Genomic DNA, 12,925 nt, shown 5'->3' with positions numbered 1-12,925 from the left:
TTGTTTGTAATTTTATTTATCGTACATTTGCGATAAACAATAAATAAAATGGCCACACACAAAAAAGATGCCTTCTCTTTGAAAGAAAATGAACTGGCCGCATTCGCGAAGGCATTAAGCCATCCTGCCCGAATTGCCATTCTCAAGACCATTGCCACACACAACACCTGCATCTGCGGAGAAATAGTAGAAGTGTTGCCTCTGGCGCAGTCTACTGTTTCACAGCACCTTAAAGAATTGCTGAATGCAGGTTTAATCGAAGGCACAGTAGATGGTCCGAAATCATGCTATTGCATCAACTGGAAAACATTCAACAAATTTTCTGAAAGCTTCAATTCCTTCTTCAATAAAGCAAAAGCAATGAATGAACGCTGCTGCTGATTTTTTCACTTACTTCAACATAAAATAATTTTCACCATGGAAACAAATGAAAAATTAAAACAACAGGTAAAAAAAACCTATAGCGAAATTGCGACGCAGGAGAAAACAGTAAATGCATCCTCCTGCTGCGGTGCCACCGGATGCTCCGGTGAAGTGTACAACATTATGGCAGAAGATTACAGCCAGCTCAAGGGCTATAATCCCGATGCTGATCTTGGCCTTGGTTGCGGACTTCCAACACAGTTTGCTAAAATTAAAAAGGGCGATGTTGTAATTGACCTTGGTTCAGGTGCGGGCAATGATTGCTTTGTGGCCCGTGCAGAAACCGGTGAAACAGGAAAAGTAATTGGTATCGATATGACCACCGCTATGATTGAACGTGCAAGAACAAATGCTGAAAATCTTGGCTTCCACAACGTAGAATTCCGGCTTGGAGAAATTGAACACTTGCCGGTTACTTCCAATGTAGCAGATGTGGTTGTGAGCAATTGTGTGCTTAACCTTGTTCCTGATAAGGAAAAAGCATTTGCAGAAATTTTCCGTGTATTAAAACCAGGTGGTCATTTCAGCATTTCCGATATTGTATTGGTTGGAGTCTTACCTGAAAAACTTTTGAAGACTGCTGAAATGTATGCAGGCTGTGTTTCAGGAGCTGTTCAAAAAGAAACATATCTTCATTTTATCCGCAACAGTGGATTTGAGAATGTTACGTTGCAGAAAGAAAGACTGATCACCATTCCTGATGATATTCTTTCGGCGTACTTAACTGAGGAAGAGCTCAACACTTACAAAAACAGTGGTGTTGGAATCCACAGCATCACTGTATTTGCAGAAAAGAAAACTGATATGAAAGGTATTACGAATTCTTGTTGTGATAAAACAATATGCTGCCAATAATAAAATGAGTGCTGTTCTAATTTTTAAGCAATGATGATTGAGTTATTAACGGAACAACATTATCCTGCTGTTAAAGAAATTTATGTGCAGGGCATTGCCACCGGTCACGCAACTTTTGAAACAGCAGCTCCTGCCTGGGAAGATTGGAACAACGCTCATTTGCAGCATTGCCGGTTTGTCGCCACCGAACATCAAACCGTTGCCGGATGGGCCGCGCTAACACCTGTATCCGGACGATGTGTTTACGCAGGAGTGGCTGAAGTGAGTGTATATGTTCATACCGCAGCACGAGGAAAAGGGATTGGCAAAATGCTATTACAAAAAATGATTACTGAAAGTGAATTGCAGCATATCTGGACATTGCAGGCAGGCATTTTTCCGGAGAATACGGCGAGTATTCAGCTACACAATTCTTTGGGATTCCGCCTGGTAGGATATCGTGAAAAAGTAGGGAAGATGAATGACCGCTGGCGCGATACACTATTGCTGGAAAGAAGAAGCAGGATAACAGGAATTGATTGATAAACTAACGGGCCATGAAAAAAAACATCCTTTTTGTTTGTGTTGAAAATTCAAACCGCAGCCAGATGGCGGAAGCTTTTGCAAAAATTCACGGTGAAAATATTGTGCATGCATTCAGCGCAGGATCGAAACCATCTGGTACTATCAATCCGAAAGCTATATTGTCCATGAATGAAATTGGTTACGACCTTACCGTTCAACATTCAAAATCTTTGAAATCAATTCCTGATCTGGAATATGAATACGCCATCACTATGGGCTGCGGCGATGAATGTCCGCTGGTGAATGCAAAATATAAAGCAGACTGGGATATCCCGGATCCGAAAAATATGGAACCGGAAGACTTCAGAAATATCAGGAACCTGGTTGAACAAAAGGTGAAGGCACTGCTGCAACAATTATAACTCATACGCGATCTGTCCATCTGTAAATAATAATATACACGTTTAAAACCTTTCATCGAAATGAAATTCCGATGTAATACTTTTGACATGGTATGAAACGCTCCCCCATCCGTATCTTTCTATTGCTCGGACTTATTTCCATTACAGGCGCGCTCATTACTCAGCTCTTCTGGCTACAAAAAGCCATGAATGCAAAGGGCGACAATTTCGACAACAACGTAATACTCTCCCTGCGCCGGGTGGCTGAACACCTCGATGTTTCTTCCACCAATTCAATCATCACCCTTGAAGTAGTACGAAAAATTTCGGATCGCACCTTTCAGTTAGCCGTAAATGACAAAGTCGATTGCAACGTACTCGAATATTACCTCCGTACAGAACTCTCCTATCCCAGCCTGGATGTTGATTTCAATTATCATATTCACGAGGCGGAAACAGACAAAGAAGTATTCAGCAGAGCGGTGGATCTGAAGGATCAAAAAAGCCTGTATGCTGTCAGCACAGACCTTCCGTCATTTACAAATGGCACCTACTATGTCGTTATTTACTTTCCAACACGTGCCACATATATTGGTGTAAAGATGACCATATGGATCTTTTCCTCTTTCATATTGTTGGTAGTGACTTGCTTTTTTGTCTACACTATTTTTATTATTCTGCGGCAATTCCGGCTGGTGGAAATGCAAAAAGATTTTGTGAACAACATAGCACATGAATTCAAAACACCCATCTCCACCATTACCATTTCTGCGGAAACACTTGGCAATCCTGATATTATCCAAAAACCGGAAAGATTGCACAACTATGTGAATATTATCAAGAATGAAACCAGCCGCTTAGGCAATCAGGTTGACAGGCTGTTACAGATTGCAAAAATGGAAAGTGACAAAATCGAATTGCATGAAGAAGAAACAGATCTGCACACATTGATCCGCGAATTGCTGCCCAACCTCAGCATTAGGACAGATGAACTGAGTGGAAAACTGCGCCTCCGCCTGGATGCAAGGCAACACCGTATCATGGCCGACCGTGTCCATCTCATCAACATATTATATAGCCTCGTAGATAATGCCATCAAATATACTGAGCAAGTGCCTGACATCGAGATGCACACGTGGACTGAAGGTGACCAGCTTTGTTTGTCAGTTCAGGACAATGGCATTGGCATCACTGAAGAGCACCGTAAAAAAATATTTGATAAATTTTACCGCGTTCCTACCGGGAATATTCACAACGTAAAAGGGTTCGGCCTCGGCTTGCATTATCTTAAACTCGTGGTAACTGCCCACAAATGGAAAATAAAAGTGGAGAGTGAAAAAAATAAAGGAAGTAACTTCATCATCACAATTCCTTATTTAAAACAAGAAACTGCAAATGGCAACAACTAAAGCTACCATCATGCTGGTAGAAGATGATATGAATCTCGCCTATGTTACCAAGGACAACCTGGAGAACAAAGGCTATTCAGTGCAACACTGCACCGACGGTGTTTCCTGCTTCGAATTATTTATGAAGGAAAAGTTTGACCTCTGCCTGCTCGATGTGATGCTGCCAAAAATGGATGGTATTATGCTTGCGGAAAAAATCCGTGAAAAAGACAAACAGGTACCCATCATTTTTGTAACTGCCAAGTCGATGCTGGAAGATAAAATTGCAGGATTTAAAGTAGGTGGTGATGACTATATCACGAAGCCATTCAGCATTGATGAGTTACTGTTTAAGATTGAGGTTTTTCTAAAGCGAAGCAAAGTGTTTGTTGCAACCGATAGTACCCAGCAATTCTTCACAATAGGCAAGTACACATTCGATTTTGCAAATCTTACTCTTAAGATCAATGGTAATGAAAGCACGCTCACACTTCGTGAAGCTGAAGTGCTTCGCTTCCTGGCACTTCATCAGAATGAATTAGTCCCGCGTGAAAATCTGCTCAAACAAATCTGGGGATCCGATGATTATTTTTTGGGCAGAAGTCTCGATGTATTTATTTCCCGTCTAAGGAAAAATTTAAAAGACGATTCAAAAGTTTCCATTGATAATATTCACAGTGTAGGATTTAAGCTGGTGGTGAAATAGAGATGCGTTATACCTCGCTCTTACAACAGATGAATTCAATCCAAAATTCATTACTGTAACCATGCAACCCATTCAGGAGTCATTTTGATTTCGATGGGAATGCTACAAAGATGAACACCTCTTTTTCTCCGTGCCTTTCCGCGCCTCCGTGGCATCCATCTTCTGAATTTCTTATCACGAAGATCTGAAAGAACACAAAAAATTCATTTCAGGAAAAAGGCTTCCGTCAAAAATTAAATACCCCTTTTTCTCCGTGCCTTTCCGTGCCTCCGTGGCAACCATCTTCTGAATTTCTTATCACGAAGAATTGAAAGAACTCTAAAATTTCATTTCAAAAAAAAGCTTCCGTCAAAAATCTAAATACCCTTTTTCTCCGTGCCTTTCCGTGCCTCCGTGGCATCCATTTTCTGAATTTCTTATCACGAAGATCTGAAAGAACACAAAAATTCATTTCAAGAAAAAGACTGCCGTCAAAATCTAAATCCCCCTTTTTCTCCGTGCATTTCCGTGCCTCCGTGGCATCCATCTTCTGAATTTCTTATTACGAAGATCTGAAAGAACACAAAATTTCATTTCAAGAAAAAGACTGCCGTCAAAATCTAAATCCCCCTTTTTCTCCGTGCATTTCCGTGCCTCCGTGGCATCCATCTTCTGAATTTCTTATCACGAAGATCTGAAAGAACACAAAAATTCATTTCAAGAAAAAGACTGCCGTCAAAATCTAAATCCCCCTTTTTCTCCGTGCATTTCCGTGCCTCCGTGGCAACCATTTTCTGAATTTCTTATCACGAAGATCTGAAAGAACACAAAAATTTCATTTCAGGAAAAAAACCCACTTCAAAATCTAAATACCCCTTTTTCTCCGTGCCTTTCCGTGCCTCCGTGGCAACCATTTTCTGAATTTCTTATTACGACGAATTGAAATAACACGAGAATTTCATTTCAGGAAAAAAACTCACTTCAAAATCTAAATCCCCCTTTTTCTCCGTGCATTTCCGTGCCTCCGTGGCAACCCTTTTCTGCATTTCTTATTACGACGAATTGAAATAACACGAGAATTTCATTTCAGGAAAAAAACTCACTTCAAAATCTAAATACCCCTTTTTCTCCGTGCATTTCCGTGCCTCCGTGGCAACTGACTTCAAATTTTCATGCCCGTAGAAAGTTGCACAAGTTTTTTCCGGTCTCTTAACAGAAAGTAAATTGCCACAAGCAACACCAATCCGAACACGAAATAGGTATAGATGATATTTTCTCCTTCAAAAAATGTAAGCGCAAAAACCGCCGAGAATATCATTCTCAAAATAATATTGATGGTGGAGAACACACTTCCTGCACGGCCAATTACCTGGTTTGGAACATAATGAAACATAAAAGTGATCCGCATGATCCGTGTGCCTGCATTGCACAATCCGTACACGAGGTTAAAAAGATAAAACACAAAGAAATTACGATTGATCATACTCAGGAAATAGATCACGGCAGTCACAACCGTCATCATCAATATTGCAGAAACCTCTGATGATTTGCGAAAAATCTTCCGGATCATTATTCCTGCGAAAACTGCACCGATGGCAAAATACATTTCAGAGGCACCATATACTCCCGCATCTGCTTTCAGGTGGCTCACCACGTAAGCAGGATTCATCACATAACTTGAAACAATTACTGTAAGAAAGATGGCAAGCGCTGCATTGCCAAACGTGAAGATGACAGGGTTTTTTTTCAAAAAAATGAAACCTGTTTTCAAACGCTCCCACGCATTGCCTGTTTCCTCATGTCTCGCAGCTGCAGGCCGGTAACGAAGGAAATAAATAATGAAGAATGAAATTACATATGTAATGCCATCCATCATAAAAATCTGTTGCAGTTGCCATGGCCGGAATTGAAAGCCGAGTGGCAAACGAAATCCGAGCACATTCACAATACCATCTTTCGATCCGGCCAGCAACAACGCGGCAAAAGCTCCTGCCATCATACTGGTAAGCTGACCCACAATTTCAATCTGGGAAGTTACTTTTCCGTACTGAGCTGCAGGTGTTATTTCCTGAGCCAACGCATATAGATTAGGATAATGAATATTGTAGATCAGGAAAGTTGCTCCAAATACCAATATCACAACCGGTACAGGAACACTTCCATACACAAAACCAATCACTGCGGCAGCAAGCAGGATGAAGGCACCGAAAACAGAAACACCTAATGAAAGTATTTTACGATTGTATTTATCAATGAGTGTACCGGCATACAAACTCCAGAAAATCATGAACAGGTTAATGAAAACAAAGCTGGTGCTGAATAAAGATGGCTTGCCGAGAATGCTGGTAAAATACCAGGGAATGGCAATCATGCTGATGCCCTGGGCCACTCCGGAAATCGAATTGGCAACAAATAAAAGATTGAGCGCTTTCCTGTTTGATTGCTCCATTAGCTATCAGCATTTCTGTTTTGAACTCTGAAATGCTGTTTAACTTTGCGAAACTATCAAAATGGAAACCGTACCCGGAAAAAAAATGCTCACACCGATGCAGGCGATGGAACGCCTGCGGAAATACTGTGCTTACCAGGAACGTAGTCAACTGGAAGTGCGCTTCAAACTGGTGCAGTTAGGACAAAGGGGCAATGATCTTGAGAACATACTGGTGAAGCTGATAGAAGAAAATTTTCTGAATGAAGAGCGATTTGCACTCGCCTATGCACGTGGTAAATTCAGGATGAAAGGATGGGGAAGAAATAAAATAAACCAGGAGCTAAAGCAAAAAGGAGTATCTGACTATTGTATTAATAAAGCTATGAAAGAAATTGAGGCAGGTGATTATCAGAAAAGATTTCTTCAGGAGCTCAAAAAGAAAGCAGCATTAATCAAAGGTGGAACGGCCTATGCCCGGCAACAAAAACTTTCCGCTCACCTGATTCGCAGGGGTTATGAACCGGAGATGGTGTGGGAAGCGGTAAAGAAAGTAGTGAGTAGTGAGTAGTGAGTTGGTCAAATAGGTACTAACGACTTTCGACTAACGACTCTTCCTAAAACCACTTCTTTCGTTTAAAATAATAAATCATAAAAGCAGCAATCACAGCCATCACAGCCAACACAGTATAGTAGCCATACTGCCAGTCAAGTTCGGGCATTACTTTGAAGTTCATGCCGTAAATACCAACAATAAATGTGAGTGGAATAAAGATGGTGGAAATGATGGTGAGCACTTTCATCACTTCATTCATCTTCAGACTCAAGGTGCTGAGATAGAGATCCATGATATCTGAAAAAAGATCGCGGTAAGTTTCAGTGGTGTCAATTACCTGTATGGTGTGATCGTACAGATCACGGAAGTAAGGAAGCACTTCCGTTTTAATCAACTGCATATCGCCGCGTAACATGTAATTGATTACTTCTCGCAAAGGCCATACTGATTTGCGGAGATAAATTCCATTTTGTTTCAATTCATTGTAACGACGCAAAAATTCTCTTGTCGGATCGCCCGAAACCTCTTCTTCCATATCCTCCAGTTCAGTACCCATCGATTCGATGATAATGAAATATTCATCCACAATTTTATCCATCAGGCAATAGGCCAGGTAATCAGAACCATATTTACGGATCCGCGAATCAGCATCCCGCAGCCTAAGTCGGATGCTATTAAAAATATCGCCTTCATTCTCCTGGAAAGAAATCACAAAATTCTTCCCCAACACTAAACTCACCTGTTCGATATTCAGATTGTGCTTATCTGTATCATAGGTGAGCATCTTTAATACAATGAATGCATACTCTTTAAAGTCATCGATTTTTGGACGTGAGTTGGTATTCACCACATCTTCGAGCACCAACGTGTTGATCCCAAAATATTTTCCCACTTTTTCAATGATGTCAGTATGGTGAATGCCGCCCACATTAATCCATGTGCTGGTAGATGTATCCCTGTATTTGTAACAATCTTCCACCGTCACCGACTTACTTTCATTAAAAAAGTCGATGTCATAATCAATTACGCTGATGTTTACCTGGTCTGTCCGGTCATCACCCACATAAATAATTTTTCCTGGTGCCAGCCCCGGACTTTTTTTAAGTGTTTGCGGTTTGCGGTAGGAATGTTTTCGTTTCCTTTTCAAGGGAGTAGTGTATATGATTTTGTAAAAGTAGGAGAATTCTGTGGCGGTGGTGGATGTGATGGTGTTTTTTGATGGGGCAATTTAATGAGTGTTTGGATGAATTAAGGCATTGCTTAATTGTCTAATTGTTTAATTGTTGGTTTACATTGAATGCGAAGCAACAGTTTAACAATTAAGCATTGCAAAATGTAGTTGCCAAGCATTGTTTAATTGCTTTATTGTTGAAGTCAACATGAATGCGCAGCAGCAATAAAACAGTTAAACAATGCAACAATTGTCCATCATTACGTGGACATTCAACGCTGCCCAAAGTCTCTTTCAACGCAATGAACCATCCTCCAACCCTTTTTGTTAACTTTGCTTCCCGTTCATAAATTTTTGCAAATGGAAACTACCCTGAATAAAAAAATAGTGGATGTCTATACCGAAATGACTCCCAACCCGGAAACAATGAAGTTTGTGACCGATGTAATGTTGTTTGCCGGCAATTCCGCTGATTTTGCGGATGAAGCCAGTGCCAAAGATTCAGCACTTGCTACTGAACTCTTCGGTTTCCCCTTTGTGAAAGGCGTTTTTATCATGAATAACTTTGTTACGGTTACAAAAACACCTGATTCCGAATGGACAGAAATTATTCCCGCCCTTCGCGAATTTGTAAAGAATTATCTCGAAGCAGAGAAAGAAGTGCTTGTCAAGGATTTCAAGCCTTCGCACAAAACTGAAAATCAACAGGATGAAACGGCAGTGATCAGTAAGATCAAAGAGATGCTGGAAAATTATGTGAAGCCGGCTGTTGAAATGGATGGTGGTGCTATCCAGTTCAAATCATTTCATGAAGGAAAAGTAACGCTGATGTTACAGGGCTCCTGCAGTGGTTGTCCTTCTTCCATGATCACTTTAAAAGCCGGTATTGAAGGATTGCTGAAACGCATGGTGCCGGAAGTGGAAGAAGTGGTGGCGGAAGCGATGTAAATCAGGTATTTCGACATTCATGTCGAAGCGTTTCGCGACTTGAAAGTCGCGGACATGGTTGTTAAGTTGTTTCCTCCAACATCTTTTCCATCACCTCCATTGCCTGGTGCATATTTCTCACCGATTGAATGGTGAGCAACATATTTTTTTCCATCTGCCGCATGCTGCAACGGTTAGGATGCCGCATTACAAACCCCATTACACGGGCAAAAATATCGGAGTCGTAATAAGTCGATTCCGGATTTTCTACTGTATAGCATTTTAAAATTCCTTTGCGTTGCTGCAGTCGCTCAAAGCCCAATTGCCTCGCGAGTTTTCTCAACCGAACGCCGTCAAATAATTCCTTTACTTCTTTTGGAATCGGTCCAAACCGGTCGCGCAATTTTTGGTCGAAGACTTTCAATCCTTCTTCATCTGCGATATTGTCAAGCTCAGTATATAATGCAAGGCGCTCATTGATATTGGAAACATAACTATCAGGAAATAACATCTCAGCATCAGAGTCAATCGTACAATCACGCACAAATTTTTCTTCTGCCTTCACTTCATCAGCAAATAATTCCTTGAAATCTGTCTGCTTCAACTCACGAATGGCTTCATCCAGAATCTTGTGATACGTATCGTATCCGATATCAGCGATGAATCCGCTTTGCTCACCGCCCAATAAATTTCCTGCACCACGAATATCCATGTCGCGCATAGAAATCTGAAAGCCACTTCCGAGATCAGCGAATTCTTCAATGGTCTTCAACCGCTTTCTTGCATCCGAAGTAAGTGTGGAAAGTGGTGGCGTCACGAGATAACAAAACGCCTTTTTATTGGAACGGCCTACGCGCCCACGCAATTGGTGCAAATCGCTCAATCCAAAATTCTGCGCATCATTAATGATGATAGTATTCGCATTAGCTATGTCAAGTCCTGATTCCACTATATTGGTGCACACCAAAACATCATAACGGCGCTCGATGAAGTCAATCATTTTTTCTTCGAGGATATGACCTTCTAATTGACCATGTGCCACGGCAATATCTGTTTCAGGACAAATCTTTTTTAACATAGCTGACACTTCTCCGATATCTTTCACGCGGTTGTGAATGAAAAAGACCTGGCCGCCACGACTGATTTCAAAATCAATCGCTTCTTTAATCTTATCAGGATCAAACACCATTAATTCTGTTTCAATCGGCTGACGGTTGGGCGGTGGAGTGTTGATGATGGAAAGATCACGTGCTCCCAGTAAGGAAAATTGCAAAGTGCGCGGAATGGGTGTTGCTGTTAAAGTAAGCGTGTCAACATTCGCTTTCAGTTGACGGAGTTTTTCTTTTGATGCAACACCAAACTTTTGTTCTTCATCAATAATCAGCAAGCCCAGATTTTTGAACTTCACTCTTTGACTGATCAACGCGGATGTGCCGATAATGATATCAATTTTTCCTTCTTCGAGATTTACCAATGTTTCCTTCTGCTGTTTCGCAGATTTAAAACGATTGATATAATCTACCGTGCAGGGAAAATCAATCAGCCGTTCACCAAATGTTTTATAATGTTGTAAAGCGAGAATAGTAGTTGGTACCAACACTGCCACTTGCTTTCCATCAGCAACCGCTTTAAATGCTGCACGAACTGCCACTTCCGTTTTCCCGAATCCCACATCACCACAGACTAACCGATCCATCGGAAAATCTTTTTCCATGTCGCGCTTGATGTCGGTGATAGATTTCATCTGATCCGGTGTGTCCTCGTAAATAAAGCTCGATTCCAATTCCGTTTGCATATAAGAATCAGGGGCGAATGCAAATCCTTTCGTTGCTTTTCGCTTCGCGTACAACTCAATCAGGTCTTTGGCAATGTCTTTTACTTTCGACTTTGTTTTCCGCTTCAGCGACTCCCATGCATCGGTGCCAAGCTTGTTGACGCGAGGTGGCGTTCCGTCTTTCCCGATGTACTTGCTGATTTTATGCAACGACTGAATGTTCACATACAACAAATCATTATCACGGTAAACCATGCGCACTGCTTCCTGCAATTGTCCGTTGACTTCAATCTTTTCCAATCCGCTGAATACACCAACACCATGATCAATGTGCGTTACGAAATCTCCGGGTCGTAATTCGCGAAGCAATTTTACCGTGAGTGATTTACTTTTTGAAAAACCCTGCTTGAGATGATAGCGGTGATAGCGGTCAAAAACCTGGTGATCAGTATAACAGGCAATCTTTCGTTCTCTGTCAATAAATCCTTCTTTGATAGCGAAAGAAAACGGATGATAAATCACTTTCGCTTTCAGGTCTTCCAGAATAGAATCAAGTCGCCGGAATTGGTTTGCATTGTCTGAAAACAACAGGATGTCAATATGTTCATCACGGTATTTTCTCCAGTAATCAATCAGCAGGTTGAAATTTTTGTTGATGCTCGGTTGCGGCTCCATGTTAAAATGCAACCATTCATCTTTCTCAAAGAAAAACTGTTTGCCGAATTCGATGACTGAAAATTTATCAAGCGATTCCATCATGGAAACTTCATCCGAGAATAATTCTTCCGGCGTGGCCTGCAAAATCACTTCTTCATCTTCCGGCAATGTTTCTTTCAAACGTCCAAGTAATTCACCTGCAGTTTCAAAACATGCTTTAATCCGTTCACGCACGAATGATACATCCTGGAACCAGAGGATACTTTCTTCCGGAATAAAATCGAAGAAAGAAATTTTTTCCGTGCTTGAAAATTGGGTCTGAATATTCGGGACAATCGTCACCTGTGAAATTCTCTTCTGCGACAGTTGTGTGAGTGGATCGAAGACACGGATCGATTCCACTTCATCCACAAAGAGTTCAACACGATACGGCAATTCATTTCCGAAAGAAAAAATATCAATGATGCCGCCGCGAATGGCAAACTGCCCGGGTTCATACACAAAATCAACACGCTCAAAACCGTAGCTCACCAGCATTTCGATTACAAAATCCTCATCCAGCTTTTCATTCATCTTGATGAGGATCGTAGACCTTTTCAAAGCCTGTGTGCTTACCACTTTCTCCATCAACGCTTCCGGATACGTAACCAGCAATTCATTTTTCACCGGCGAATTCACGATACGGTTCAAAGCTTCTGTTCGTAACTGAACATTGCTGTTGTTGAGTTCATCGAAATGGCCGGGTTTCTTAAAAGCATCCGTCAGAAAGAGGACCTCTTTCTTTTCAATAAACTGCTGTAAATCATTTTGGAAATAGGCCGCCTCTTCCTTATCATTCATCACAAAAATGAACGACCTGTTGAGCAACTGGTGAAATGCACCAGCAACGATAGAAGAGGAAGCACCAATAAGCCCCAGGAGATGAATGTGCAGAGGTTTCCCTTTGCCTTCCGGTTTTGAGATCTGATCCTTTGCTCCGCCTGGAGGCGGATGCGTGATCACCGTTGAAGGATGCAGCTTTGATGCTATGCTTGTCAACCGCTCATCTGCAACAAACTGCTGCAGTAATTCCGTCTTATTCACGCGGCGAAATTAAAGCATTGCAGCGAATGATTTTTATGCCAACTAAAAAAATTGTGTAACCGTGGCACCGATT

The 12,925-nt window shown here is 41.4% G+C and carries 11 protein-coding genes; 8 read left to right on the top strand and 3 right to left on the bottom strand.

All coding sequences use genetic code 11. The features are described 5' to 3' along the window. Nucleotides 1-48: 48 nt before the first annotated feature. The 6 genes from IPO83_08710 to IPO83_08685 all read left to right on the top strand — a co-directional run bounded on the left by IPO83_08710 (nucleotide 49) and on the right by IPO83_08685 (nucleotide 4,277). The gene (locus IPO83_08710; GenBank protein MBK9731354.1) at nucleotides 49-381 is read left to right on the top strand and encodes a winged helix-turn-helix transcriptional regulator; all 333 of its coding nucleotides are present in this window, start codon (nucleotides 49-51) and stop codon (nucleotides 379-381) included. 36 nt (nucleotides 382-417) lie between these two features. Beyond that, on the top strand, nucleotides 418-1,278 hold the full coding sequence (locus tag IPO83_08705) for an arsenite methyltransferase (protein ID MBK9731353.1): 861 nt from the start codon (nucleotides 418-420) through the stop codon (nucleotides 1,276-1,278). 30 nt (nucleotides 1,279-1,308) lie between these two features. Continuing rightward, entirely contained in the window at nucleotides 1,309-1,800 is a 492-nt protein-coding gene (locus IPO83_08700) for an N-acetyltransferase (protein ID MBK9731352.1), read from the top strand. Between the two features lie 14 nt (nucleotides 1,801-1,814). Continuing rightward, complete coding sequence (locus IPO83_08695; GenBank protein MBK9731351.1) at nucleotides 1,815-2,204, top strand: arsenate reductase ArsC; 390 nt, start codon at nucleotides 1,815-1,817, stop codon at nucleotides 2,202-2,204. Between the two features lie 92 nt (nucleotides 2,205-2,296). Continuing rightward, nucleotides 2,297-3,592: a HAMP domain-containing histidine kinase gene (locus IPO83_08690; protein ID MBK9731350.1), complete on the top strand. Its 1,296-nt coding sequence runs from the start codon at nucleotides 2,297-2,299 to the stop codon at nucleotides 3,590-3,592. Continuing rightward, nucleotides 3,579-4,277 carry a response regulator transcription factor gene (locus IPO83_08685; GenBank protein MBK9731349.1) on the top strand — a complete coding sequence of 233 codons (699 nt, stop codon included), beginning with the start codon at nucleotides 3,579-3,581 and terminating at the stop codon, nucleotides 4,275-4,277. Before IPO83_08690 ends, IPO83_08685 begins: the two co-directional genes overlap by 14 nt. A gap of 1,141 nt (nucleotides 4,278-5,418) precedes the next feature. Here IPO83_08685 and IPO83_08680 read toward each other — a convergent pair. Further along, on the bottom strand, nucleotides 5,419-6,705 hold the full coding sequence (locus IPO83_08680) for an MFS transporter (GenBank protein ID MBK9731348.1): 1,287 nt from the start codon (nucleotides 6,703-6,705) through the stop codon (nucleotides 5,419-5,421). 61 nt (nucleotides 6,706-6,766) lie between these two features. Between IPO83_08680 and IPO83_08675 the strand changes: the two genes are divergently transcribed. After that, entirely contained in the window at nucleotides 6,767-7,255 is a 489-nt protein-coding gene (locus IPO83_08675; GenBank protein ID MBK9731347.1) for a RecX family transcriptional regulator, read from the top strand. A 46-nt stretch (nucleotides 7,256-7,301) separates the two neighbouring features. Here IPO83_08675 and corA read toward each other — a convergent pair whose 3' ends face one another. Beyond that, complete coding sequence (gene corA / locus IPO83_08670; protein MBK9731346.1) at nucleotides 7,302-8,387, bottom strand: magnesium/cobalt transporter CorA; 1,086 nt, start codon at nucleotides 8,385-8,387, stop codon at nucleotides 7,302-7,304. A gap of 384 nt (nucleotides 8,388-8,771) precedes the next feature. Between corA and IPO83_08665 the strand changes: the two genes are divergently transcribed. After that, entirely contained in the window at nucleotides 8,772-9,359 is a 588-nt protein-coding gene (locus IPO83_08665) for a NifU family protein (GenBank protein ID MBK9731345.1), read from the top strand. Nucleotides 9,360-9,420: 61 nt separating this feature from the next. Here IPO83_08665 and mfd read toward each other — a convergent pair whose 3' ends face one another. Beyond that, complete coding sequence (gene mfd, locus IPO83_08660) at nucleotides 9,421-12,852, bottom strand: transcription-repair coupling factor (protein ID MBK9731344.1); 3,432 nt, start codon at nucleotides 12,850-12,852, stop codon at nucleotides 9,421-9,423. Between the last annotated feature and the right edge of the window lie 73 nt (nucleotides 12,853-12,925).

The organism is Chitinophagaceae bacterium, assembly GCA_016717285.1.
In the GTDB taxonomy this organism is placed as follows: Bacteria; Bacteroidota; Bacteroidia; order Chitinophagales; family UBA10324; genus JACCZZ01.
The sequence above is the reverse complement of the archived record's forward strand: the minus strand, read 5'-3'. Positions and strand labels throughout refer to the sequence as shown.